This window comes from Brachyspira hampsonii (assembly GCF_002214805.1).
GTDB lineage: Bacteria > Spirochaetota > Brachyspiria > Brachyspirales > Brachyspiraceae > Brachyspira > Brachyspira hampsonii.
The window spans coordinates 2,823,123-2,847,144 of the sequence record NZ_CP019914.1; the positions used below are offsets into that span (position 1 = coordinate 2,823,123).

Here is a 24,022-nt window from a genome sequence, read left to right on the forward strand (position 1 = left end):
TAAATTATAAATTGATATTAATAAAATTTTTTAGTATAATAAGACTATGAAAGAGATTAACAGGCTTAATGATTTATTTGTACGATATCTAATTGGTACTGAAGGCGATGAGGATATATTAGAAAATATTGTTAATGCTGTTTTGAATGATGCAGGTTTTGAGTCGGTTGGTAGCCTTGAAATTATTAATCCTTATAACTTAGCAGAAAATGAGAATTTAAAAGAGTCTATACTTGATGTTAAAGCAAAAACTAAAGATGGTAAAAAGATACTTATTGAAATACAGCTGATAGGAAATAATAATTTTATAAAAAGAATATTATATTATATAGCAAAAAATATAGCTTCTGAATTAAAAGAGAATGAGAATTATATTAATATAAATCAGATGATTAGTATTAGTTTTTTAAATTTTAATTTAAATATAGGAAGTGAAACTGACATAAAAAAAGAACATAAATGTCTTCAATTATCAGATATTAATAATCCTAGCCTTAAATTAGATGATTTTCAGATACATTTTGTAGAGATTAAAAGATTTGCAGAAATATTAAAAAATGCTAGTATTGATGAGTATAATAGAAATAATCTTTTATCTTGGATTGATTTTTTTACTACTAAAGATTTAGAAAAAGATATTAATAGACTAATAGGAGGAAATAGAGTCATGAGTAAGGTAATAGATAAATATAAAAGATTTGTAGCTGATGAAAAAGAGATGTCAGCATATAATGAAAGAGATACTTTTCTTTACGGACAAGCTGCTATGCTTCAGTATGAGAGAGCAGAAGGAAAAAAGAAGGTATTGAGATAGGATTTCAGCAGGGTATAGAGAAAGGAATTAAACAAGGAATTAAACAAGGTATAGAACGAGGTATAGAACGAGGTATAGAACAAGGAGAAATAAATAAAGCAAAAACTATAGCGTTAAATCTTAAAAATATTAATATGAGTATTGAAGATATAAGTAAAATGACGGGGTTAAGTATAGAAGAAATAGAGAGACTATGATAAAAACTTGTGGGTGTCTAGCAAATTCGTATAATGCGTACAGATTCATTTGCTAGACCCAAAAAGCGAATAAGTTTTTATATATAAATAAAAATAAAAAACTTGTGAGTTCCTAATATTAGTAAGAATAGCATGTATTATTGCAAATAAGTTTTTTATAGTTAAATAAAAGTTATAATTATAGGACTAGAATATGAAAAAAATTCTTATAAAAAATGGTACAGTAGTTAATGCTTTAGAAACTTATAAAGCTGATGTATTAATAGAAAATGAGAAAATTTCAAAAATAGGTTCTGATTTAAAATGCGAAGATGCAGAGATTATTGATGCTTCAGGTAAATATGTAATGCCTGGAGGTATTGATGTTCATACACATATGGATATAGATGTTGGCATAGGCAGAGCAGTTGATGATTTCTATACTGGTACTATTGCTGCTGCATGCGGAGGTACTACTACTATAGTTGATCATATGGGGTTTGGTCCTAAAGGCTGCGATGTATTTCATCAATTAAAATATTATCATACTCTTGCTGACAATAAGGCGGTTATTGATTATAGTTTTCATGGAGTGTTACAGCATGTTGATGAAGATGTACTTAAAGGACTTGAAACATTGGCAAAAGAGGAAGGTTTACAAAGTACAAAACTTTATTTAACTTATAACTATAAAATAGAAGATGATAATGTTGTGCGTGTATTAAAGAAGATGAAAGAACTTAATGCCGTTTCTGCTTTTCATGCTGAAAATCATTATGTTATAGAATATTTAAAAAAGAAATTTATTGAAGAGGGTAAAACTTCTGCACATTATCACCCTATAAGCAGACCTCCTGAGGCTGAAGCTGAGGCAGTTAATAGGATTATACATTTATCTGTTATAGCGGGAAATGCCCCTGTATATATAGTGCATACTTCTGCAGGAAAGAGCGTTGATGAGATAGTTAATGCGAGAGCTTTAGGACATAAAAATATTTTCTCTGAAACTTGCCCTCAATATTTAGTTTTGACAGATAAAGAGTATGACAGAGAAGACGGACTTAAATTTGTTATGTCGCCTCCTTTGAGAAAAAAAGAAGATAGCGAAAGATTATGGAAAGCTATTTCTGATGGACATATTCAAGTTATAGCTACAGATCATTGTCCTTTCAATTATGAAACTGATAAGGTTAAAGGAAAAGATAATTTTACTAAATGCCCTAATGGAGCAGGAGGAGTAGAGGAGAGATATCCTTTGATGTTTTCAGAAGGTGTCATGAAAGGAAGAATAACAATTAATAAATTTGTTGAAACTTTATGTTATAATCCTGCTTTGATATACGGACTTTATCCAGAAAAAGGAGCTATTATACCAAATGCTGATGCTGACATTACTATAATAGATCCTAAGAAAAAATCTGTAATTACAAAATCAAATATGCATGGAGCATGCGATTATACAGCTTATGAGGGAATGGAGCTTTTATGTTCTGTGGATACCGTTATATCAAGAGGAAAAATAGTATTTAAAGATAATAAGTTTTTAGGAACTAAGGGAGACGGAAAGTTTATAAAAAGAAAAACTTTAGATAAATATGCTGACTTTAATAATCATTTTAAATTAGGTGATTATATAGATATCGATTGCAATTGATTATTTAAAAATATTTTTTAAAAAATAAAAAAACAACTGATTATAATTTTTTCTAGTCAGTTGTTTTTTATATTCATCTTACACTGTTTCTTTCTAAAAATTCATAATTAACATATATAACTTCTTTTACTTCTATATTGTTAATTAAATCTATTAATGTATTTGCTGTGCATACTCCGGCATTGAAAGAATCGAATTTTATTGTTGAAAGTTCAGGCTCTATTATTTCATCGATATCATATCCTCCGAAAGATATTACAGATACATCATCCGGAATTTTTAATCCCATTTCTTTTAATACTTTATATACTCCCAATGCCTGTCTGTCGGTTGAACATATTATAGCATCAATATCTTTATTTTTCAGTAAATTTTCTGCCGCCGTTTTTGCTTTCTCATAAGAGAAATCTGCTACTTCTATTTTTATGTTTTCTATGCCGTATTTTTTTAATCCATCTAATACACCGTTTCTTCTTGTTATACCAACAGCAATATCATTCTCATCTACTGTTATAAATCCTATATTTTTATGATTTTTACTTCCTATATATTTTCCTATATCTATACCGGCATTATAATCATCATTAACTATGCTTATTCCCTCACTGCATTCCTGACCGTAAATTACTATTGGTATATCTGATTTTTTTAATATGTTTTTATGTTCTTCAGTGATATATGTAGCACTCAATACTATGCCATCAACATTTAATCTCTTTAATTTTTCTATATACTGCAGTTCTAATTTATGCTGATGATTTGTATTCATTATGATAGGCATATAATGTTTTTCTCTAAGCGTTTTCTCTATCCCTGTTAATACTCTTGCTCCAACTGTAGAGTCTAATGCTGGTACTATTATTCCTATAATATGACTTTTCTTTGCTTTTAATCTTGCAAATGTATTTGGTTCATAGTCATATTCTGATATTATTTCTCTGATTCTTTTTTTTGTTTCTTCTTTCAGATATCCGCCATTAAAGTATCTGGATATAGTAGTTTTTGTTACGCCGGCGATTTCAGCTATTTCTTTCATTGTAATTTTTTTATTTGTACCCATTTTTACTACCCTGATATTAATAAATTATATACTTTTTGCGTTAAAATACAAATTTATATAATTATTTTATAAAAATATATATAATGCTTGACAAATATAAAAATATTGCTATAATATACTATGTAACCGGTTACATATAAAACAATTTCAATAGGATTTTTATTATGGCTATCAATTATAAAAAAACTGCTGAAGAAATTATTAGAGTAGTTAATAAAGATAATATTATTTCTGCAACTTTTTGTGCCACTAGATTAAGATTAATAGTAAAAAAAAGGGAAAGTATAAAGGATTCAGATGTTCAGAAAATAGAGGGTGTTAAAGGAGTATTTTTTAATTCTGATCAATATCAGATAATATTGGGTACTGGAGTTGTAAATAAAGTTTATGCTGAAATCATTAATTTGGGTGTTACAGGAGCAGCAAAGCAAGATACAGAAGAAACTAAAAAAGTGGGAGAGAAAAATAATTTTAGAAAGTTCATTCGTATATTTGCTGATGTATTTGTACCTATAATGCCTGCTATGATTGCCACAGGTTTATTTTTAGGACTTAAAGGTGCTTTAATTAATGACAGCTTTTTGGGACTATTTAATTTAGAAGTATCAAATATACCTGTTTCTGTTATGACATTTATGAGCGTTCTTACAGAAACTACATTTGCATTTTTGCCTGCTTTGGTATGCTGGTCAACATTCAGAGTTTTTGGAGGCTCTCCTATATTGGGTATATTATTAGGATTAATGCTTGTTTCACCTGCTTTGCCCAATGCTTACTTGGTAGCCAATCCTGACAGCGGAGTTAAGCCTATAATGTTATTCGGATTTATACCTATAGTAGGATATCAGGGAAGCATACTTCCTGCACTTATTTCTGGTATTATAGGCTCTAAAATAGAATTAAATTTGAGAAAAGTAATACCAAATATAATAGATATACTAGCTACTCCGTTTTTAACATTACTTATAATGTTATTATTGTCTTTAGCTGTGATAGGACCAATTTTCCATATAGTCGAACAATGGATATTGATAGCTATAAATTTTTCTTTATCATTACCTTTTGGAATAGGAGGATTTATAATAGGGTTTGGAATAATATTCATAGTTGTAACAGGGGTACATCATATAATGAATTTGATAGAAATATCATTGCTTGCTGCTACTTCTTTCAACCCTATTAATCCTCTTTTATCCGTTGCTAATTTAGCTGCAGGTGCTGCTTGTTTAGCTGTTACATTAAAAACTAGAAGAAAAAGTGTAAAAGCTATGGGATACGGTGCTGCATTATCAGCTTGGCTTGGTATAACAGAGCCTGCCATATTTGGTATAAATATAAGATACGGAATAAAACCTATGGTTTGCGGTGCTATTGCTGCCGGTATAACAGGATTAATAGCGAGATTATTAAATTTACAAGCTACTGCTAATGGAGTTACAGGAATACCCGGTGCATTGCTTTATATTTATGACGGAAAGCAGTTAGCTGGTTATGCTGCGGTTGCTTTAATTACTGTAGTTTTGTCTTTCACTATTACTTGGTTTTTTGGTGTTCCTGATGAGTATATGCAGGAAGATGATGAGTAAAAATTAAAATAGACATTTACAAAATAATTCTACATAAATCCAATAAAATAATTTATTCACTTAATATCATGTATATATTTTTTATACATGATATTAAGTACTATTATGAATTTATTAATATAAGGAAAATGAAATGAGGTTGGTTAGTAAAATTTTTGAAGAAGCAATAAAACGAAAAGAAACTGAATATTTTAATGATAATAACAATAAATGGAGATTGAATTTTCATTTAATGCCTCCCGTAGGCTGGCTCAATGATCCAAATGCTTTATCATATTTTAAAGGAGAGTATCATATATTTTTTCAATATTCTCCATTTGATGTTGAAGGCGGGTTAAAATTTTGGGGGCATTATATAAGTAAGGACTTAATCAATTATAAATATGTTGGAGCTGCTATATATCCTGATGAAAAATACGATTGTCATGGCGTGTATTCAGGTTCTGCCCTTATAGAAGATAATAAGTTATATGTTTATTATACAGGAAATGTAAAACTTCTAGGCAGACATGATTACATAGAAAGCGGAAGAGAGGCTAATACCATGCTTACTGTCTCCGAAGATGGTATTAACTTCTCTGAAAAAGAATGTTTAATGGAAATGAAAGATTATCCTAAAGATATAACTAATCATATAAGAGACCCTAAAGTATGGAAAGAAGACGATTATTATTATATGGTTCAAGGTGCCAGAAAATATGGTATAGACAGAAATAGTGATATTGGAGAAGTATTAATATTTAAGTCTGAAGATAAAAGGAATTGGAAGCATACAAGCACAGTAAAGTCTGAATATAGATTCGGATATATGTGGGAATGTCCTGACTTATTTAATTTAGACGGACAAAATATTTTAATAACATGTCCTCAAGGTGTCGAACAAGTTGAAAGCATATACGAAAATATATACCTTTCCGGATATTTTTTGATTAATGATGATTATAAAAATAAAGAATATATAGAAGTTAATAATTTCACAGTTCTTGACAGAGGATTTGATTTTTATGCTCCGCAGACATTTTTAGATGAGAATGGAAATAGAGTTATTATAGGCTGGATGGGAGTTCCTGATACTGAAGATGATCATAAAAATTTAACTGTTCAATATGGTTGGCAGCATTGTCTTACTGTAGCTAGAGAGTTGAGTTTCAAAAATGGAAAACTTTATCAAAAACCTCATAGAAGTTTGGATAAATTAAGAGAGAAAAAAATATTTGAAAATAAATGTTCTTATGATTCATTATCTGATAATTTAATTTCAAAAGATATCAGTTCTTATGAAGTTTTAATTGATAATATAAAAAGTTCTGAGAATTTTGAATTATTGATTTCAGATGGTGTTTCTATTAAATATAGAGATAATAAATTTATATTAGAGTTTGTAAACGATATAGGAAAGAAAATAGGAGGCGGAAGATATAAAAGAAGTGCTGATTTAGAAAAGTTAGAAAATTTAAGAATATTGATAGATACTTCGGCTATAGAGATATTTATAAATGAAGGCGAGATGGTATTTTCTAGCCGATATTATCCTGATGAATATTCTTTTAAGGCTATTGGAAATATGAATTTAACAATATATAAATTATCTGATTTTAAGATTAATCATTAATCTTTTTTGTTTGTAAATATTTAAAAATAGTTTATAATATCAGAATTACTAATTTTAAGGATATTGAAAATGGCTAAACCGATAACAAAAGAAGGATATGATAAAGCTAAATCTAAACTTGCTGAATTAAAGGCTGAGTTTGAAACATTGCCTGCTATTATTGCAGAGGCTAGAGAAAAAGGCGATTTAAAAGAAAATGCTGAGTATCATGCTGCTAAAGAAAAGCAGGGATTATTGAATGCTCAAATATCAAAGTTAGAAAGTGATTTGGCAGGCTGTGAAATAATAGATCCTGCTAATTTGGATAAAGACACTGTAACTTTCGGTAAAAGGGTAAAAGTTAAAGATAAAACTAGAAATGCAGTTTTTGAATATAGAATAGTGGGTGAATTAGAAGCAGATATGAGTAAAAATGAAATAACTATAGTAACTCCTATTGCCAAAGGATTATTATCTAAAAAGGTTGGCGATGTTGTAACTATAAAAGTACCTGCTGGAGATAAAGTTTTAGAAATATTAGAGATTAGTATTTAATTTATAAAGAATAGAATTTTTTTTATTATTATTAAACTTTTTATATGTAATAATATTCTAAAATCATAATTTCGCTTGAAGTTTTTAAATAAAGTTATATATTTAAAAATATATTCCAGTTTTTAGGAGTTTTATATGTCAAAAATGAAAGTTATGATAGCATCATCTGAAGCAACACCATTTATAAAAACAGGAGGACTTGCTGATGTTGTTGGTGCTTTGCCTATTTATTTGAAGAAGCTTAATGTAGAAGCATTTGTAGTGCTTCCTAAATATAGAGATATCAATTTTCAAGATTGTTATTTAGAGAATGTACTTCCTACTATGGGAGTATGGATGGGTAATGGCGAAGAATGGTGTTCGGTATTTAAGACTGTAAAAGATGGAATTGATTTTTATTTTATAGAACATCATAATTTTTTCAGCCGAGAAGGACTTTATCATGATGCTTCTTTCAATGATTATCAGGATAATGCTTGGAGATTCGGATTCTTTTCTCGTGCTGCTTTACAATTATGTAAGGATTTGCAGTTAAATGTAGATGTGGTTCATGCTAATGATTGGCAGACTGCGGCTATTCCAGCATATATAAAAACTTGGCACTGGAATGACAAAGTAGGACATGCTGCTAGTATGCTTACTATACATAATGCAAATTATCAGGGTATATATAATGCTGCTACTACTTATGATTATTTAGGTTTAGGTTGGAATAATTTTAGCCCTGATACTTTTGAGGATCATGGTAATATAAATTTGCTTAAAGGCGGAATATTCTTTTCTGATGTAGTTACTACTGTAAGCCCTACTTATGCAAGAGAAATTTCATCTCCTTACGGAGGGCATGGTATGGCTCCTTACTTACAGAATAAGACAACAAGTTTTTTCGGAATACTTAATGGTATTGATGAAAATGTTTGGTCTCCTGAAAAAGATAAATTTATACCTGAAAATTTTTCTGCAGATAAAATGGAAGGCAAAAAGGTATGTAAAAAAGAACTTCAGAAAAGATTTTTACTTGAGGAAGATGATGATGTTGTTTTGATAGGAGCAATAGGAAGATTTGTTGATCAGAAAGGATATCATTTTATAGCTTCCATAATAGATTCTTTAGTTAATAACATGAAAGTTCAGTTTTGTATACTTGGTACAGGAGATAAAGGTCTTGAAAGTTTCTTTGGAGATATACCTAAGAGATATCCGGGAAGGGTAGGTTCTTATATTGGTTATAATAATGAATTATCACATTTGATAGAGGCAGGATGCGATTTGTTTGTAATGCCTTCTTTATTTGAGCCTTGCGGACTTAATCAAATGTACTCTTTAAGATATGGTACTTTACCTATAGTTCATGCTACAGGTGGGCTTGAAGATACTGTTGAGAATTATAATGAGGAAACAGGAGAAGGTACAGGATTTAAATTCTATGATTCTACTTCTTCAGCATTATATAATACTATAGGATGGGCTGTAAGCGTTTATTATGATCATAGAGATAGATTTACTGCTATGCAAAAAAGGGCTATGAAAATAGATAATTCTTGGGAGAAAAGTGCCAAAGAATATGTTAAGGCTTATGAACTTGCTATTTTGAATAAGAATAATTATGATAGAAATTGCGGTTTATAATGATTTGAATAAATATTGGAGATATGGTTAATGGGAAAAACTAATAAAATATTGTATGTTATGTCCGGTCAGAATTTTCAAGATGAAGAATATTTTGAGAGTAAAAAAATTTTTGAGGCGGCTGGTTATAAAACAGAAGTATCCTCTACATTTATAGGTACAGCTCAGGGTAAATTAGGCGGTATGACAAATATTGATTTACTATTCAGCGAGGTTGATGCCATTGAATTCGATGCTGTTGTATTTATAGGAGGAATAGGAAGTATAACTTTATGGGACGATTGGCGTACTCAGGGGCTTGCTAAGTTATTTTTGGATAATCAAAAGATAGTTGCTGGTATAGGAAGCGGTATTGTAATGATGGCTAATGCTAAAATACTAGAAGGAATTAATGTTACTTGTTTGTCTGCTGATGAATCGCATGTGAGACATGGTAATGCCAATGTTTTGAAGGATAATGTTGTTGTTTCAGGAAACATTATAACAGCGAATGGTCCTGCTTCTTCAAAGGAATTTGCCAATGCTGTTTTAGGGGCATTGAATAATATATCTTAATTAATTTTTATAATAAAAGACCTAAAATTGTTTAGGTCTTTTATTTATTAAAAAACAAACTGCATCTGATAAATAATAATTGTATTATTATTTAATTCTTAGCAGATTTCAAAACTATAAAATAAAGATGGTACTAACAGATGATAAAGGCAGTATTTTTTGATATAGATGGTACTTTGGTTAGTTTCAATACGCATAAAATTTCTGATTATTCCAAAAAAGCTATTAAAATTTTAAAAGAAAAAGGAATAAAGATTTTTATAGCAAGCGGAAGGGCTTTATTTCAAATAGATAATTTAGATGGTTTAGAATTTGACGGCTATATAACAATAAACGGCGGAAGCTGTTTTATAAATGATAATGGAAGCTATAAGGAAATATATAGAGTTTCTTTGGATAAAAATGATTTATTTGCTTTAGCTGATTATCTTAATAGAGATAAATTTCCTTGTACTGTAATAACAAGTGATAATTTGTATATTAATTATAGAGGCGATGCTATTTCGCATCTTTATAATATGGCAAATGTTAAAGTTCCGGATTTTATAGATTTTAATGATTATATAGCAAATAATTATGAAAGTATTCTTCAGCTTAATATTTTTGTAGATGAGGATAAAGAAAAATATTTAATGGATAATATCTTAAAAAATTCTAAATCAAGCAGATGGCATTTTTCATTTGCTGATGTGAATTCAAAATATGCAGGTAAAGAAGTCGGTATAGATAAGATAATAGATTATTATGGTATAGATTTATCTGAAACTATGGCGATAGGAGACGGCGGCAATGATATAAGTATGATTAAGCATGCTGCTGTAGGAGTTGCTATGGGCAATGCTAATGATAATGTTAAAGATATAGCAGACTATATCACTGATGATGTTGATAATGACGGAGTATATAAGGCTTTGAAGCATTTTAATTTATTAGATTAATATGCAGTAAATAAAGGTTTTTATATGATTAAGGCTGTATTTTTTGATATAGATGGTACTTTGGTTAGTTTTAAGACACATAAGATTTCAGATTCTTCTAAAGAAGCTATTAAAATTTTAAAAGAAAAAGGAATAAAGGTTTTTATAGCAACAGGAAGAATAAAAATGCATATAAACAATGTAGATGATTTAGAGTTTGACGGATATATAACTGCAAATGGTTTTGATTGTTATATAGAAGATAAGTCCATTTACAGACATTCTATAGCTGAAGATGAAATATATTCATTAATAGATTATCTCAAACATAAAGAACAATTTCCATGCTCTGTTATGATGGCTAAAGGTGTATTCATCAATTATATTACAGAGGAGGCTGCTAAGTATTTAGAATCTATTAATCTTAAAATAAATGTAGCGGAAAATTATTATGCTTTTTTAGAAGAAAATATAGATGATATTTTGCAGATAAATTTATTTGTAGATGAGAAAAAAGAAAAAGAATTAATGAGTAAAATATTTAAAAATTGTGAATCCAGCAGATGGCATCCGGCTTTAACAGATGTTAATACTAAAGGCGGAGGCAAGCATATAGGTATAGACAAGATAATAGAATATTACGGTATAGATTTATCTGAGACAATGGCTTTTGGGGACGGCGGCAATGATATAAGCATGATTAAGCATGCTGCTATAGGAGTTGCTATGGGCAATGCCAATGATAATGTTAAAGATATAGCAGACTATATCGCTGATGATGTTGATAATGACGGAATATATAAGGCTTTAAAACACTTTAATATATTAGATTAATGTATAAATGTGAGGATTTCTATATGATTAAGGCAGTATTTTTTGATGTAGACGGTACTTTAGTTAGTTTTAATACACATAAGATTTCAGATTCTTCAAAAGAGGCTATTAAAATTTTAAAAGAAAAAGGAATAAAAGTTTTTATAGCAACAGGAAGAATAAAAAATCATATAAACAATGTAGATGATTTAGAGTTTGACGGATATATAACAGCAAATGGTTTTGATTGTTATATAGGAGATAAATCAATTTACAGACATGGTATAGCTAAGGAGGAAATATATTCATTAATAGATTATTTAAAGAATAAAGAACAATTCCCATGCTCTGTAATGATGAACAGCGGTATATATATTAATTATGTTACAGGTAAAGTTAAAAAAGTTTCTGAATCTATTAATCTTCCTATACCTGCAGTTGATAATTATTATGATTTTTTAGAAGAAAATATAGATAATATTTTGCAGATAAATTTATTTGTAGATGAGAAAAAAGAAAAAGAATTAATGAGTAAAATATTTAAAAATTGCGAATCCAGCAGATGGCATCCATACTTTACTGATGTTAATACAAAAGGCGGAGGCAAGCATATAGGTATAGACAAGATAATAGAATATTACGGTATAGACTTATCTGAAACTATGGCTTTTGGAGACGGCGGTAATGATATTACTATGATTAAGCATGCTGCTATAGGAGTTGCTATGGGCAATGCCAATGAAGAAGTGAAGCTAGCTGCAGATTATATCACTGATGATGTAGATAATAATGGTATTTATAATGCTTTAAAACATTTTAATGTATTGTAATATATGATTAATAATCCTTGAAAAGTAATAATTTTTTTACTATACTTATATTATATGAATTATTTAGTATAACAAAAAATTACTGGAGTTTTTTATGAGAGCATTTAATACTGTAGCTTTGATACTTGGAGGAGGCAGAGGAACAAGACTTTATCCTTTGGTAAAAGCTCGTTCTAAGCCTGCTGTATCTTTAGGCGGTCAATATAGAATGATAGACATACCTGTATCTAATTGTATAAATAGCGGATTTAGAAATATATATGTTATAACACAATTTAATAGTGCATCTTTGAATAATCATATATATAATGCTTATAGATTTGATAACTTTTCAGGCGGTCATGTAAGTATACTTGCAGCTGAACAAACAGATACTAATATAGATTGGTATCAGGGAACGGCTGATGCTGTTAGAAAGAATTTAGAGCATTTTGACAATGAATTTGTTAATAATGTTGTAATACTTTCAGGAGATCAAGTATATCGTATGAATTATAATGTAATGCTTCAGCATATGCTTGAAACAGGTGCTGATATAGTTGTCGGTACTGTACCTGTTGTTAGAGAAGATGCTAAAGGTTTCGGTGTTATGCTTGTCAATAAAAGAGGTCAGATTACTAACTTCCATGAAAAGCCAAAAGAAGATGAGGTGCTTAATACTTTAAAATTAAGCGAAGATCAAAAGAAAATGTTTAATATAGAAGATCCTAAAAAAGAATATTTGGCTTCTATGGGTATTTATGTATTTAGAAGAAATGTACTCAAAGAGATTTTAGCAGATGTATCTATGATAGATTTCGGAAAAGATATTATTCCTGAAGCTATAAAAAAATATAAAGTATTCAGTTATGCTTTCCAAGGTTATTGGGAAGATGTAGGAACTATTAAGGCTTATTTTGAAGCCAATATATCTTTCGGAAGTAAGAATCCTCCTTTTGATTTTTATGATGAAAAGGCTCCTATATATACGCATGTTCGTTACTTATCTCCTTCTAAAGTTGAAAAGGCTGCTGTAACATCTAGTATTATAGCAGACGGATGCAGGATAGAGAATGCTACTATAAAAGAATGTGTTATAGGTGTTCGTTCTGTAGTTCAAAGCGGTTCTACATTAGAAAGGGTAGTTATGATGGGAAGCGACTATTATGAGGATAGCGATGACATTGAAAGACTAAATGTTAAGCATATCCCTAAAATAGGTATTGGTAAAAAATGCACTCTTAAAAATGTCATTATAGACAAGAATGTGAGGATAGGAAATGATGTTGTTATTACAAATAAAAAGAAAATACAGCATCAGGATAGTGAATTCTATTGTATTAGAGATGGTATTGTAATAATTCCTAAAAATACAATAGTTAAAAGCGGTACAATTATCTAATATTTGTTAGTTTAAGTTTGTTTGTTGCGGGTAGGAGTTAATCTTCTACCCATATTATTATAACAGAAAAAATAACAAAAATTGTAAATAAATTTATATATGGATATTAAGGAGAGTAAACCATGAAAAAATTATTTATCTTTTTAGCATCATTATTTATTTTATCAGCTTCTAGTCTTTTTGCTGATATGGTAGTTCCACCTTCAGCATTGCCTCAGCAAGCTACTGCATTTATACAAAGAGTATTTCCGGGTGTTCAAATTTGGAAAGTTGAAAGAGACGGAAGAAAATTTGATGTAAATTTGTCTAATGGCGTATCTATAGACTTTTTGCCTAATGGAGATTGGGAGAATATAGACAGTGAATATGCACCTATACCAGATGCAGCTTTTCCTCCTGCAGTTGTACAAGCTGTGAGAAATGCATATCCTCAGGCTGCTATTATTGATGCAGAAAAAGAGTGGGGAAATTATAAATTAAAATTAAATAATATGATGGAAGTTATGGTAACAGGTAATGGTCAGATAATGGGACAGAAATTTGATGATTAATCATTGAGTTAAAAATATAAGCGGCAGGTATTAATATTAGTTCTGCCGCTTTTTTATTAATTATTTATTTAAAGTATTTATTAAATTTTCAATATCTTTTCTTGTAATGATTCCAGCACTCATAGTAGGAAGTGAGCGAAGAGGAGTTTCGAGTATCATACTTTCAAACATCTTTTTAGTATCTGTTTTATCATCTTTAAATATATCATTAATTCCTGATAAGAGTTTATTATAAAAATCTTTTGCTATATTTTCATCGAGTAAATCTTTCAAATTATTATTAAGATGATAAGGTTTAGAGGCTTTAATATTTATAGGTTTTAATTTTCTTCCTAAAAGCTGCTGAAATTCATCATCTGAGATATTTATTTCTTTAAAGTTGAAATAGCTGTCAATTCTTTTTTGATAATAATTAATAGAATTTATTTCCATACTTTTACTTAATAATAAATTTCTTGATGAATTGCCTACATATATAGTATATATTCCGCTTTCTATTTCATATTGTTTTGTATCGGCATTATAGAAAGAGAAACTTCTTTTATTTAATTTTAATATGATAGTTTTAGTTTCACCCGGTTCTAAAAATACTTTTATAAAGGCTTTTAATTCTTTTTGTGCTTTAAATACATTGTTTTCAGGAGCAGAAATATAAATCTGAGCAACCTCGCATCCGAATACATCACCCGTATTTTTTATATCAAAAACTACATGTATATTATCAAGCCCTGCAATAGTATTTGCATCTGAAACAATTAAATTCGAGAATTCAAAAGTTGTATATGATAATCCAAACCCAAATGGAAATAAAACATCTTTCTGTGCTTTATCATAATATCTGTAACCTACGAATATTGATTCTCTGTATTCAACAGCTTTATTGCCTCCCGGAAAATATTTATAGCTTGGATTATCTTCCAAACTTAAAGGAAAACTTTCGGCTAATTTTCCGCTAGGATTAACTATACCAAATATTATATTGAAAGCGGCACTTACAGCGGCTTCTCCTGCTAAATATAAATTAAGCACTCCTTTTACTTTATCAATCCAAGTCATTAAAACAGGTGCACCAATAGAAAGTACAACAACTATATTTTTATTTACTTTTGAAATTTCTTCTATTAAATGATTGTGATTTTCCGGAAGATTTAGATGTTTTCTGTCAAAGCCTTCAGATTCATAAGAGTTGATAAGTCCTGCAAATATTATCACAATATCTTTATCTTTTGATATATTTACTGCTTCTTCTATTAAAGCATTATCTATATCCGGAGAGCTTGAATCGTATCCTTTAGCATAATTGAATTCTATATTATTTTCTTTGAAATATTCTTCTGCAGTGTCTAATTTATAAGGATTTATAAGAGAGCTTCCATTACCTTGATATCTAGGCTTTTGAGCAAATTCTCCTATTACAGCAATTTTACTATCTTTTTTGGCAGGAAGTATTTTATCATCATTTTTTAATAATACTATAGAGTTTTCTGCAATTTTTCTAGCTATATTATGATGTTCTTCTCTGTCATAATCAAAATTATTATAAATGTTATCCATAGAATATAGCGAGAAATATAAAAGTCTTTCTACAGCTTTATTTAATGTTTTTTCATCTATAATGGTTTCTTTAATAGCATTATAAACTTTCTTATCATCTTCGCCGTTAGTTGAAGGCATTTGTAAATCAAGTCCAGCCTTTAGAGCTTCAACTCTGTCATTTACAGCACCCCAATCAGAAATAACAATTCCATCAAATCCCCATTCATTTCTAAGTATATCTGTAAGCAAATATTTATTTTCTGATGCGAATGTTCCATTAACACTATTATAGGAACACATAACGGTAGAAGGTTTAGCCTCTTTTATAGCTATTTCAAAGGCATATAAATATATTTCTCTTAAAGCCCTTTCATCAACAACACTATCTATTATAAGTCTTAAAGTTTCCTGATTATTAGCAGCAAAATGTTTAATGCTTGCTTGTATTCCATTATCTTCTAAACCGTTTATCCAACCTGATGCCATTTTTCCGGCTAGATACGGGTCTTCTGAAAAATATTCAAAATTTCTTCCGCAAAGAGGAGATCTTTTAATATTTACTCCCGGCCCTAATACCACAGAAACTTTATTTGCTTTAGCCTCTCTTGATATAGCTTCTCCCATTTCATACATTATATTAGGATCAAATGAGCAGGCAGAGCAGCAGGCAGTAGGAAAGCAGGTTGATGAAAGAGATTTTTGCAAACTTAATTCTCCCGATTCTGTACTTTGTTTTCTAACGCCATGAGGTCCGTCAGTTAAGTATACGGAATCTATTTTTAGTCTGCTTATTTCTTTTGTAGACCAAAAATCTTTACCGCTTAAAAGAGATGTCTTTTCTTCCAAAGTCATTTCTTTTATTAATTCTTTTATTTTTTGCGAGTATTTATTATCATTCATAATTCAATACCTCAAAATGTGATTATTATATCTATATAATAGTATAAATATTTTAGTAAATCAATATAAATTGTATATATTCTTATGAAGAAGATTAACTATTTTTTTGTATTCATAACTTGTGAGTTCATTTGATGACATTAATCTGAAATCTATAAATGAAACTTCTCCATTGTCAAGAAAATAAGGATATGGATATGTATCATTATATAAATAAAAACCTAGAGATCTATACCAATTTACTCTTCTATATGCTAAATCATTTGTATTTTCAGGCACAACCTCTACTATTATATTACTATACATTTTCATTAATTCTTTTAATGCATAAGAGCCGTAGCCTAAGCATCTGTATTGTTTCTCTATGGCAAAATATTCTATATATAAAAATTCTTCTAATATCCAGCATAAACAAACGCCGATATGAATATCATCTTTTTTAATTTCATAAAGATTTTTTTTGAGTTTTTGATTATTTAAAGACTCTTTTAAACTCCAATTTTCTCGTATATTAAAAGAGTCTTTTATAATTTCTTCGCTATAATTTGAGTAGTTAATACTTTCAATTAGTTTTATTTCCATTTATCTAATTCATCTAATCTAGGTTTGTATACTTTATTATATATTATTTTTATTATATTGTCATGCTCATTTTTGTCTTGTAATTTTCTGCTTGTCATTATTTTCATTTTCATACTTGATATTTGTTGATTTTCATCAATGCAAGGCATATCATAATCATAATCTGCAAGTATAAGTCCGAATCTTTTATACCATTCTATACGCTTTTTGGCTGTTTCATTTAAATCATAAGGTTCTACTTCTATAACTATTAATTTTCTTTTAAGCATATCTAGTATTTTGGTAAGCACTTGAGAACCGTATTTTTTACCTCTTAAATTTTTATCTATAGCTAAATATTCTCCGTAATTGAAATCCTCTAAATCCCAAAGCATAGTTAAGCCTATAGGTATATTATCATCTAATATAGCATAAAATTTATAATTATGATTATCTTTGTTTTCCAAAGTCATATCAAAATTCCATCTTTCTTCAGGAGGAAAAGCATATTCATATAATTGTTTATAAAAATCTTTGTTCTGTAAATTTTCTTTCATTTCAATTAATTTAATCATAATAAAAACTCCAATATTAGATTTAGTCCGATTATATACTATGTTTAAAATTAAGTAAATACACTATTTTTTTTATTACTTGAATAAATCATTATATTGTTTATACTTTTTATAGTTGATGAGGTTTTTTATTATGAGCAGTAACAAATTACAATTACCGATAGGCTGGAAAGAATGCAAATTGAATAATATATGTTCTATAATAGGGGACGGATTGCATGGAACACCAAAATATAATGATGACGGTGAATATTATTTCATAAATGGAAATAATTTAATGAATGGAAAAATAGTTTTTAAAAATGATTCAAAAAAGTAGATGAAGCGGAATATAATAAATATAAAAAAACATTAAATGATACGACAATATTTTTATCTATTAATGGCACTATAGGAAGTACTGCATTATATAATAATGAAAAAGTAGTATTAGGAAAAAGCGTATGTTATTTGAATATAAATCCAAATAATGATAGAAAATTTTTAAAATACTTATTAGACTCTCAAAAATTTCAAAATTATATATATAACTATTCTACAGGTACAACTATAAAAAATGTATCTTTAAAATTAATAAGAGAATATAATTGTGTTATACCTCCTTTGGAAGAACAAAAAAGAATATCAGAAATTTTGTCTTTATGTGATGATGTGATAGAGAATATTAATAAATTAATAGAGAAAAAAGAGCAGTATAAGAAAGGTGTAATGCAGAGAGTATTAAGCGGTAAAGTTCGATTTTACGGATTTACTGATAAGTGGAAAGAAATAAAAATATCTGATTTAGTTGAAAAAAATATTATTTTTATAGAAAAAGGAAAAAATATAAATAAAAATAAAATATTATCTGGAAGTATTCCTGTTATAGCAGGAGGTAAAGTTCCTGCATATTATCATAGCGAGTATACACATGATTTTCCTTGTATAACTATCAGTGCATCAGGAGCTTATTCTGGTTATGTTTGGCTTCATAATGATAAAATTTGGGCTTCAGACTGCAATGTTTTATATACTGAAAATAAAAAATATAATATTAAATTTTTATTTTATTATTTAAGTTATATACAAGAATCAATATATTATATGCAGACAGGCGGAGCACAGCCTCATATATATGCTAAGGATATAATTACTTTAAAAGTACCAAGTATAAGTATTGAGGAACAGAAAAAAATTGCAGGTTTTCTTTCAGTTATAGATGATGAAATTGAGAATCTTAAAAAGCAGTTGGGTTTGAGAAAGGAACAGAAGAAAGGTATTATGCAGAGACTTTTAACAGGTGAGATAAGGATTTAAAATTTTGTATATAATTGTATAATAAAAATTACTGAGCCTTATTCATATATTGTTATAATAGCATATATACAACTAGCTGTAATATTAAGAAATACTGTACTGAATGCATTATATAATCATTAATAATCAGATTGACTTTAAGTTTTAATATAGTATCATATAAACATAATTTTTGTATTTTTAAAGGATATAATATGATTTTTGATTATAAAGGTATTACTAATAAAAATAAAGATTTAATATTTGTTGCAGGTCCTTGTGTAATAGAAAGCGAAGAAATGACAATGACTATAGCAAAAAAATTAAAAGAAATAAAAGATAAATTAAATATACAATTAGTTTTTAAAGGAAGTTTTGATAAGGCAAACAGAACATCTCTTTCATCTTTCAGAGGGCTTGGAATGAAAGAGGGACTTCAAATACTTCAGAATGTCGGTAAAGAATTTAATTTTCTAACTTTAACAGATATACATGTACCTACTGATGCTGAGGAAGCTGCTAAGTATGTTGACTTTTTACAGATACCAGCTTTTTTATGCAGGCAAACTGATATGCTTAGGGCGGCATGCGAAACAGGAAAAGCGGTTAATGTTAAGAAAGGACAATTTATAAGCGGTTATGACTGTAAATATATAGCTGATAAATGTACTGATGCTATAAATGAAAACAGATTATTTTTATGTGAAAGAGGTACAATGTTCGGATATGGTAATTTGATAGTTGACATGAAGAATTTGGAAATAATGAAAAATTATGCACCTGTTATGTATGATGCCACTCATTCACTTCAAATGCCTTCTGCTAATAACGGACAGTCAGGAGGGGCTAGGGAGTTTATACCTGCTATATTGAAATCGGCTGTTGCTTTGGGAATAGATGCTGTATTTATGGAGGTGCATCCTAATCCTGATAAAAGTCCTTCAGATTCAGGTACTATATTTGATTTGAGTAAGGTTGAAGAGTTATGGGCCAAGGTTATAAAAATTAATGATTTAGTTAAGAGTTTATAAAAATATGAAAAAGATAGTTATTATACTTGCTTCAAGATTGGGTTCTACTAGACTTCCTAAAAAAGCATTAAAACCTATTGCTAATTGCGATAGTATGCTTGAGCTTATTATTAAAAGATTAAGAAGTTCTAAAAGGGCTAATGATGTAGTTGTAGCAACCGAAGAAAAATCTTATGAAGCTTTTAAAAATATATTTGATAAATTGAAATGCAGTTATTTTATAGGAAGCGAAGAAGATGTGCTTAACAGATATAGAAAAGCCGCTGAAGAGTTCAATGCTGATATAGTTGTTCGTGCTACAGGTGATAATCCTTTGGTTAGCATTAAAGCATTGGATATGATTATAGATTATCATATAGAAAATAATGCTGATTTGAGTCATTATGATTTACTTCCTTACGGCAGCGGTGTGGAAGTGATAAATTATGAGGCATTAAAAATAGCTGATGATAATTCTAATGACAGTTTTGAACATGAACATATCACACAGTATCATTATAGAAATCCGGATAAATTTAAAATAGAAAATCCTAAAGTTAAAGAAGAATTTGCTATGCCGGAACTTAGAACTACAGTTGATACAATAGAAGATTATAATAATGTATGTAAGATTTTTGAAAAATATAATAATGACATATATATAGATGTTGATACTATAATAAGTGATATAAGAAATGGAAGATAATAAAAGTTATTATGTTTATATAATACTTTGTGAAAATAATTCATACTATACAGGCATTACTAATAATCTTGTCAATAGATTCAATAAGCATGCAAAGGGCAGGGGAGCTAATTATACAAAATTTCGTAAGCCATTAAAATATTTATCAGCTTGGAAAGTGAAGAATGTTAATATTGCTTTGAGTATTGAACATTATATAAAAAGTGTGAATAAAAAAGTAAAAGCTGTATTTATAGAAAATAACAGACTTCTCAAAAGTTATTATATAAAAGAAATGAAATATAAAAAGAAAGATTTTAACAGTAATATAAGTATTAGAAGTGTCAGTAAAAAAGATATAGAATATATAAATAATATGCTTTATAATCAATAATAGCAAACAAATTATATTATTTGACAATAATATTTTTGTATTGTATCATTAAAAAAATTATATTAAATAAGGAATTATTATGTCTTCTTTAAATACACAAATAAGAAAAGATATAGTAAGTATGGTTTATAATGCCAATTCAGGACATATAGGCGGTTCTTTGTCATTGGTAGAAATAATGCATACTTTATATTTTAAGATTATGAATATTGATCCTAAAAATCCAAAGATGGACGGCAGGGATATATTTATTATGTCTAAAGGACATGCTTCTGCTGTACTTTATTCTACATTAGCACATAGAGGATTTTTCCCAACTGATGAGCTTTTAACTTACAGAAAATTAGGCTCAAGACTTCAGGGGCATCCTTCCAAAAAGAATTTAGATTGTATTGAGGCTTCTACAGGTTCTTTGGGTCAGGGTGTTTGTATAGCTTTAGGTGCTGCTTTAGGCTATAAATTAGATAAAAAAGATGCCAGAGTGTTTGTTATAGCTGGAGACGGAGAAGCTCAGGAAGGCACTTTCTGGGAATCTGCTATGGCTGCTGCTAATTATAAATTGGATAATTATACTCTTATAATAGACAATAATGGATTGCAGATAGATGGCAAAAATGATGATGTTATGAGTTTGGGTGATTTAGAAGCTAAAATGAAAGCATTCGGTTTTGAAACTTATGTTGTTGACGGACATAATGAAAAAGAACTTGAGGAAGTATTTGGTAAAAAAGTATCAGGAAAGCCTAAATGTGTGATTGCAAAAACAGTTAAAGGTAAGGGCGTTTCCTTTATGGAAAATGCTGTAGGATGGCATGGAAAAGCTCCTAATAAAGAAGAATATGAAAAGGCTATGGAAGAGTTGAATAAACTTGATTAATGAAAATTTTTGTTTAAGTATAAAATTTAAGGAATAATTACTATGGAAAAAAAGGCAATAAGAAATGCTTATGGAGAGGCTTTAAAGCGTCTAGGCGAAATAAATAAAAATGTTGTAGTTTTAGATGCAGATTTATCCGGATCTACTATGACTAAACTTTTTAAATCTGCTTTCCCCGATAGATTTTTTAATATGGGAATAGCTGAACAAAATATGATGGGAGCAGCTGCAGGATTTGCTATTGAAGGTAAAATACCTTTTGCTTCTACTTTTGCTATGTTCGGTGCGGGAAGAGCTTTTGAAATTATTAGAAATTCTATTTGCTATCCTAAATTAAATGTCAAAGTAGCAGTTACTCATGCCGGTATATCTGTCGGCGAAGATGGTGCTAGTCATCAAAGTATTGAAGATATATCTTTAATGCGTTCTATACCAAATATGACAGTAATTGTACCTTGCGATGCTTTTGAGGCTGAAAAAGCTGTATTTGCTGCTGCTGAATATGACGGTCCATGCTATTTAAGAATGGCTAGACCTGCTACTAATATAATAACAACTCAGGATACTCCTTTCAAAATAGGAAAAGCTAATATACTTAGAGAAGGTAAAGATGTATGTATATTTGCATGCGGAATAGTGGTATCAGAAGCTTTAGAAGCAGCTCAAATGGCTGAAAAAGACGGAATATCTGTAACGGTTGTTGATATTCATACTATAAAACCAATAGACAGAGAAATTATTGTAGAGATGGCTAAAAAGCATAAGAAACTTATTAGCGTTGAAGAGCATTCTATAATAGGCGGACTTGGTTCTGCCGTATCTGAAGTTTTGACAGATGAATATCCTGTTAAACTTATAAGAATTGGTATAAAAGATACTTTTGGAGAATCTGGAACTGTTGAAGAACTCATTAATAAATATGGTCTTAATGCAAAGGCTATTTATGATGTTGTTAAATAATTAATGAATTATAGTTGATATAAAAAAAGGAGAGTATTAAAAAATACTCTCCTTTTTTATGTTCCAAGATTATTTTAAATTGAACTTAAACATTTCTTTCAATTTATTTCTGCATCCTCCGCATTCTTTTCCGGCTTTAGTATGCTTTACAAGTTCTTTTAATGTTTTTATGTTATGTTCTTTTTCTAAATACTTTATCTCTTCAATAGAAAGTTCCTTACATTTACATATAAAATCATTATTTATCAATTTAGATATCTCCGTTTTTATTATTTCTCTTCTATACTTTGAATATTTCCTGTTTTTTTATATTCTTCTAATAAATCTTTGATATCCCCTCTGCAGCTCCAACAGGTGATGCCTGCTTTTGTATGATGCATAACTTCTTCCAATGTTGTATAATTATTTTCTTTAATTGCATCGATTACTTCTTTATATTTTATATTTTTACAAAAGCATATAGTGCTGTTCAAATTCTTTTCAAACATAAATTTCTCCCAAATTAATAATTGGATTCATTTTAACAATATTAGTAAATAAAATCAATACATATCTATCAGTATAATTTCATATTTTAAAGAATTTGCCGAAAGCAAACCATAATTGTAATGTTATTATACCATATAATATTAACGATAATCCAACTATAACACTAATATAAACGGCACCAAGTATAGGATTAAAAGTTAAAATAATTCCTGCAATCAAAGTAAGTATTCCGCTTAATATTGAAAGTCCCCATTGATTATATCCTAGATTTTTAAGTTCAATAGAAGAAGATATTGCCACAACACCTCTTACTATTACAAAGAAAGCAACCATATAAGGTATAAATGCACCACTTATTTGTAAATTAGAAATAATTATAATACCGCATATTGCTGATACTATACCATCTAATAGAATTAAAGTAGAACCGGATTTATGTTTTAAGCTAAAGAAATAGAATATAGAACTTATTCCGGAGAATATTGTTAAAAATCCTATTATATAAGCTAACATTAAAACAGTTTCTATCGGATTAAATAATGTTGCTGCTCCTGATATTATCAATAGAATACCAAAAATTAACCATAAAACTCTTCCTAATTTTCCCATACAAAACTCCTTCATTATTATATATTAATTTATATATGA

General features: G+C 28.8%; 25 protein-coding genes and 1 pseudogene. 19 read left to right on the top strand and 7 right to left on the bottom strand.

Annotation, left to right across the window (positions count from 1 at the left end; translation table 11 throughout):
- Positions 1 to 46: 46 nt before the first annotated feature.
- Positions 47 to 1,011: pseudogene (locus BHAMNSH16_RS12440) on the top strand (Rpn family recombination-promoting nuclease/putative transposase).
- A gap of 193 nt (positions 1,012 to 1,204) precedes the next feature.
- Positions 1,205 to 2,644 carry a dihydropyrimidinase gene (gene hydA, locus BHAMNSH16_RS12445; protein ID WP_008728091.1) on the top strand — a complete coding sequence of 480 codons (1,440 nt, stop codon included), beginning with the start codon at positions 1,205 to 1,207 and terminating at the stop codon, positions 2,642 to 2,644.
- Between the two features lie 73 nt (positions 2,645 to 2,717).
- Here hydA and BHAMNSH16_RS12450 read toward each other — a convergent pair whose 3' ends face one another.
- Positions 2,718 to 3,704, bottom strand: a complete 987-nt coding sequence (locus BHAMNSH16_RS12450) for a LacI family DNA-binding transcriptional regulator (protein ID WP_008728092.1) — start codon at positions 3,702 to 3,704, stop codon at positions 2,718 to 2,720.
- A 164-nt stretch (positions 3,705 to 3,868) separates the two neighbouring features.
- Between BHAMNSH16_RS12450 and BHAMNSH16_RS12455 the strand changes: the two genes are divergently transcribed.
- The 10 genes from BHAMNSH16_RS12455 to BHAMNSH16_RS12500 all read left to right on the top strand — a co-directional run bounded on the left by BHAMNSH16_RS12455 (position 3,869) and on the right by BHAMNSH16_RS12500 (position 14,112).
- On the top strand, positions 3,869 to 5,290 hold the full coding sequence (locus BHAMNSH16_RS12455; RefSeq protein WP_008728093.1) for a PTS transporter subunit EIIC: 1,422 nt from the start codon (positions 3,869 to 3,871) through the stop codon (positions 5,288 to 5,290).
- A 133-nt stretch (positions 5,291 to 5,423) separates the two neighbouring features.
- Positions 5,424 to 6,902, top strand: coding sequence for a glycoside hydrolase family 32 protein (locus BHAMNSH16_RS12460; RefSeq protein WP_008728094.1), 1,479 nt, complete (start codon positions 5,424 to 5,426; stop codon positions 6,900 to 6,902).
- 69 nt (positions 6,903 to 6,971) lie between these two features.
- Positions 6,972 to 7,436 (top strand): GreA/GreB family elongation factor, encoded by a 465-nt coding sequence (locus BHAMNSH16_RS12465; RefSeq protein ID WP_008728095.1) that lies wholly within the window; start codon positions 6,972 to 6,974, stop codon positions 7,434 to 7,436.
- A gap of 135 nt (positions 7,437 to 7,571) precedes the next feature.
- On the top strand, positions 7,572 to 9,065 hold the full coding sequence (glgA, locus tag BHAMNSH16_RS12470) for a glycogen synthase GlgA (protein WP_008728096.1): 1,494 nt from the start codon (positions 7,572 to 7,574) through the stop codon (positions 9,063 to 9,065).
- A gap of 30 nt (positions 9,066 to 9,095) precedes the next feature.
- Entirely contained in the window at positions 9,096 to 9,620 is a 525-nt protein-coding gene (locus BHAMNSH16_RS12475) for a DJ-1/PfpI family protein (RefSeq protein WP_008728097.1), read from the top strand.
- Positions 9,621 to 9,760: 140 nt separating this feature from the next.
- Positions 9,761 to 10,558, top strand: coding sequence for a Cof-type HAD-IIB family hydrolase (locus BHAMNSH16_RS12480; protein WP_008728098.1), 798 nt, complete (start codon positions 9,761 to 9,763; stop codon positions 10,556 to 10,558).
- A gap of 24 nt (positions 10,559 to 10,582) precedes the next feature.
- Positions 10,583 to 11,371 carry a Cof-type HAD-IIB family hydrolase gene (locus BHAMNSH16_RS12485; protein WP_008728099.1) on the top strand — a complete coding sequence of 263 codons (789 nt, stop codon included), beginning with the start codon at positions 10,583 to 10,585 and terminating at the stop codon, positions 11,369 to 11,371.
- A gap of 23 nt (positions 11,372 to 11,394) precedes the next feature.
- Entirely contained in the window at positions 11,395 to 12,180 is a 786-nt protein-coding gene (locus BHAMNSH16_RS12490) for a Cof-type HAD-IIB family hydrolase (protein WP_008728100.1), read from the top strand.
- 94 nt (positions 12,181 to 12,274) lie between these two features.
- Positions 12,275 to 13,561: a glucose-1-phosphate adenylyltransferase gene (locus tag BHAMNSH16_RS12495; protein WP_008728101.1), complete on the top strand. Its 1,287-nt coding sequence runs from the start codon at positions 12,275 to 12,277 to the stop codon at positions 13,559 to 13,561.
- A 122-nt stretch (positions 13,562 to 13,683) separates the two neighbouring features.
- Entirely contained in the window at positions 13,684 to 14,112 is a 429-nt protein-coding gene (locus tag BHAMNSH16_RS12500; RefSeq protein ID WP_008728102.1) for a PepSY-like domain-containing protein, read from the top strand.
- Between the two features lie 60 nt (positions 14,113 to 14,172).
- On the opposite strand, the gene BHAMNSH16_RS12505 is transcribed toward BHAMNSH16_RS12500, so the two are convergent.
- Genes BHAMNSH16_RS12505 through BHAMNSH16_RS12515 form a run of 3 tightly spaced genes read right to left on the bottom strand, consistent with a single transcriptional unit; the run spans position 14,173 to position 17,684 of the window.
- Complete coding sequence (locus BHAMNSH16_RS12505) at positions 14,173 to 16,548, bottom strand: glycoside hydrolase family 3 C-terminal domain-containing protein (protein ID WP_008728103.1); 2,376 nt, start codon at positions 16,546 to 16,548, stop codon at positions 14,173 to 14,175.
- A gap of 60 nt (positions 16,549 to 16,608) precedes the next feature.
- Positions 16,609 to 17,130, bottom strand: coding sequence for a GNAT family N-acetyltransferase (locus tag BHAMNSH16_RS12510; RefSeq protein WP_069731759.1), 522 nt, complete (start codon positions 17,128 to 17,130; stop codon positions 16,609 to 16,611).
- Positions 17,121 to 17,684, bottom strand: a complete 564-nt coding sequence (locus BHAMNSH16_RS12515; protein ID WP_069731758.1) for a GNAT family N-acetyltransferase — start codon at positions 17,682 to 17,684, stop codon at positions 17,121 to 17,123. The genes BHAMNSH16_RS12510 and BHAMNSH16_RS12515 overlap by 10 nt, the downstream gene beginning before the upstream one ends.
- 133 nt (positions 17,685 to 17,817) lie before the next feature.
- Here BHAMNSH16_RS12515 and BHAMNSH16_RS14410 point away from each other — a divergent pair, with 133 nt between their 5' ends.
- From BHAMNSH16_RS14410 to BHAMNSH16_RS12550, 7 genes are all read left to right on the top strand, one after another.
- Positions 17,818 to 18,003 carry a restriction endonuclease subunit S domain-containing protein gene (locus BHAMNSH16_RS14410; RefSeq protein WP_206193852.1) on the top strand — a complete coding sequence of 62 codons (186 nt, stop codon included), beginning with the start codon at positions 17,818 to 17,820 and terminating at the stop codon, positions 18,001 to 18,003.
- Between the two features lie 71 nt (positions 18,004 to 18,074).
- Entirely contained in the window at positions 18,075 to 18,980 is a 906-nt protein-coding gene (locus BHAMNSH16_RS12525; RefSeq protein ID WP_241033679.1) for a restriction endonuclease subunit S, read from the top strand.
- A gap of 194 nt (positions 18,981 to 19,174) precedes the next feature.
- On the top strand, positions 19,175 to 19,990 hold the full coding sequence (gene kdsA / locus BHAMNSH16_RS12530) for a 3-deoxy-8-phosphooctulonate synthase (RefSeq protein WP_008728509.1): 816 nt from the start codon (positions 19,175 to 19,177) through the stop codon (positions 19,988 to 19,990).
- A gap of 4 nt (positions 19,991 to 19,994) precedes the next feature.
- Entirely contained in the window at positions 19,995 to 20,675 is a 681-nt protein-coding gene (locus BHAMNSH16_RS12535; RefSeq protein WP_008728508.1) for a cytidylyltransferase domain-containing protein, read from the top strand.
- Positions 20,665 to 21,048 carry a GIY-YIG nuclease family protein gene (locus tag BHAMNSH16_RS12540; RefSeq protein WP_008728507.1) on the top strand — a complete coding sequence of 128 codons (384 nt, stop codon included), beginning with the start codon at positions 20,665 to 20,667 and terminating at the stop codon, positions 21,046 to 21,048. Before BHAMNSH16_RS12535 ends, BHAMNSH16_RS12540 begins: the two co-directional genes overlap by 11 nt.
- A gap of 79 nt (positions 21,049 to 21,127) precedes the next feature.
- Positions 21,128 to 21,925 (top strand): transketolase, encoded by a 798-nt coding sequence (locus BHAMNSH16_RS12545; protein ID WP_008728506.1) that lies wholly within the window; start codon positions 21,128 to 21,130, stop codon positions 21,923 to 21,925.
- Between the two features lie 42 nt (positions 21,926 to 21,967).
- On the top strand, positions 21,968 to 22,885 hold the full coding sequence (locus BHAMNSH16_RS12550; protein ID WP_008728505.1) for a transketolase family protein: 918 nt from the start codon (positions 21,968 to 21,970) through the stop codon (positions 22,883 to 22,885).
- A 69-nt stretch (positions 22,886 to 22,954) separates the two neighbouring features.
- On the opposite strand, the gene BHAMNSH16_RS12555 is transcribed toward BHAMNSH16_RS12550, so the two are convergent.
- The 3 genes from BHAMNSH16_RS12555 to BHAMNSH16_RS12565 form a co-directional block, all read right to left on the bottom strand.
- Positions 22,955 to 23,134: a (2Fe-2S)-binding protein gene (locus BHAMNSH16_RS12555; RefSeq protein WP_039954398.1), complete on the bottom strand. Its 180-nt coding sequence runs from the start codon at positions 23,132 to 23,134 to the stop codon at positions 22,955 to 22,957.
- A gap of 20 nt (positions 23,135 to 23,154) precedes the next feature.
- The gene (locus BHAMNSH16_RS12560) at positions 23,155 to 23,373 is read right to left on the bottom strand and encodes a (2Fe-2S)-binding protein (RefSeq protein ID WP_069731756.1); all 219 of its coding nucleotides are present in this window, start codon (positions 23,371 to 23,373) and stop codon (positions 23,155 to 23,157) included.
- Between the two features lie 79 nt (positions 23,374 to 23,452).
- Complete coding sequence (locus BHAMNSH16_RS12565; RefSeq protein WP_069731755.1) at positions 23,453 to 23,983, bottom strand: HdeD family acid-resistance protein; 531 nt, start codon at positions 23,981 to 23,983, stop codon at positions 23,453 to 23,455.
- Positions 23,984 to 24,022: the final 39 nt, after the last annotated feature.

Coding starts and splice junctions, on each gene's coding strand:
- hydA (WP_008728091.1), top strand. CDS start 1,205: ATGAAAAAAATTCTTATAAAAAATGGTACAGTAGTTAATGCTTTAGAA.
- BHAMNSH16_RS12450 (WP_008728092.1), bottom strand. CDS start 3,704: ATGGGTACAAATAAAAAAATTACAATGAAAGAAATAGCTGAAATCGCC.
- BHAMNSH16_RS12455 (WP_008728093.1), top strand. CDS start 3,869: ATGGCTATCAATTATAAAAAAACTGCTGAAGAAATTATTAGAGTAGTT.
- BHAMNSH16_RS12460 (WP_008728094.1), top strand. CDS start 5,424: ATGAGGTTGGTTAGTAAAATTTTTGAAGAAGCAATAAAACGAAAAGAA.
- BHAMNSH16_RS12465 (WP_008728095.1), top strand. CDS start 6,972: ATGGCTAAACCGATAACAAAAGAAGGATATGATAAAGCTAAATCTAAA.
- glgA (WP_008728096.1), top strand. CDS start 7,572: ATGTCAAAAATGAAAGTTATGATAGCATCATCTGAAGCAACACCATTT.
- BHAMNSH16_RS12475 (WP_008728097.1), top strand. CDS start 9,096: ATGGGAAAAACTAATAAAATATTGTATGTTATGTCCGGTCAGAATTTT.
- BHAMNSH16_RS12480 (WP_008728098.1), top strand. CDS start 9,761: ATGATAAAGGCAGTATTTTTTGATATAGATGGTACTTTGGTTAGTTTC.
- BHAMNSH16_RS12485 (WP_008728099.1), top strand. CDS start 10,583: ATGATTAAGGCTGTATTTTTTGATATAGATGGTACTTTGGTTAGTTTT.
- BHAMNSH16_RS12490 (WP_008728100.1), top strand. CDS start 11,395: ATGATTAAGGCAGTATTTTTTGATGTAGACGGTACTTTAGTTAGTTTT.
- BHAMNSH16_RS12495 (WP_008728101.1), top strand. CDS start 12,275: ATGAGAGCATTTAATACTGTAGCTTTGATACTTGGAGGAGGCAGAGGA.
- BHAMNSH16_RS12500 (WP_008728102.1), top strand. CDS start 13,684: ATGAAAAAATTATTTATCTTTTTAGCATCATTATTTATTTTATCAGCT.
- BHAMNSH16_RS12505 (WP_008728103.1), bottom strand. CDS start 16,548: ATGAATGATAATAAATACTCGCAAAAAATAAAAGAATTAATAAAAGAA.
- BHAMNSH16_RS12510 (WP_069731759.1), bottom strand. CDS start 17,130: ATGGAAATAAAACTAATTGAAAGTATTAACTACTCAAATTATAGCGAA.
- BHAMNSH16_RS12515 (WP_069731758.1), bottom strand. CDS start 17,684: ATGATTAAATTAATTGAAATGAAAGAAAATTTACAGAACAAAGATTTT.
- BHAMNSH16_RS14410 (WP_206193852.1), top strand. CDS start 17,818: ATGAGCAGTAACAAATTACAATTACCGATAGGCTGGAAAGAATGCAAA.
- kdsA (WP_008728509.1), top strand. CDS start 19,175: ATGATTTTTGATTATAAAGGTATTACTAATAAAAATAAAGATTTAATA.
- BHAMNSH16_RS12535 (WP_008728508.1), top strand. CDS start 19,995: ATGAAAAAGATAGTTATTATACTTGCTTCAAGATTGGGTTCTACTAGA.
- BHAMNSH16_RS12540 (WP_008728507.1), top strand. CDS start 20,665: ATGGAAGATAATAAAAGTTATTATGTTTATATAATACTTTGTGAAAAT.
- BHAMNSH16_RS12545 (WP_008728506.1), top strand. CDS start 21,128: ATGTCTTCTTTAAATACACAAATAAGAAAAGATATAGTAAGTATGGTT.
- BHAMNSH16_RS12550 (WP_008728505.1), top strand. CDS start 21,968: ATGGAAAAAAAGGCAATAAGAAATGCTTATGGAGAGGCTTTAAAGCGT.
- BHAMNSH16_RS12560 (WP_069731756.1), bottom strand. CDS start 23,373: ATGTTTGAAAAGAATTTGAACAGCACTATATGCTTTTGTAAAAATATA.
- BHAMNSH16_RS12565 (WP_069731755.1), bottom strand. CDS start 23,983: ATGGGAAAATTAGGAAGAGTTTTATGGTTAATTTTTGGTATTCTATTG.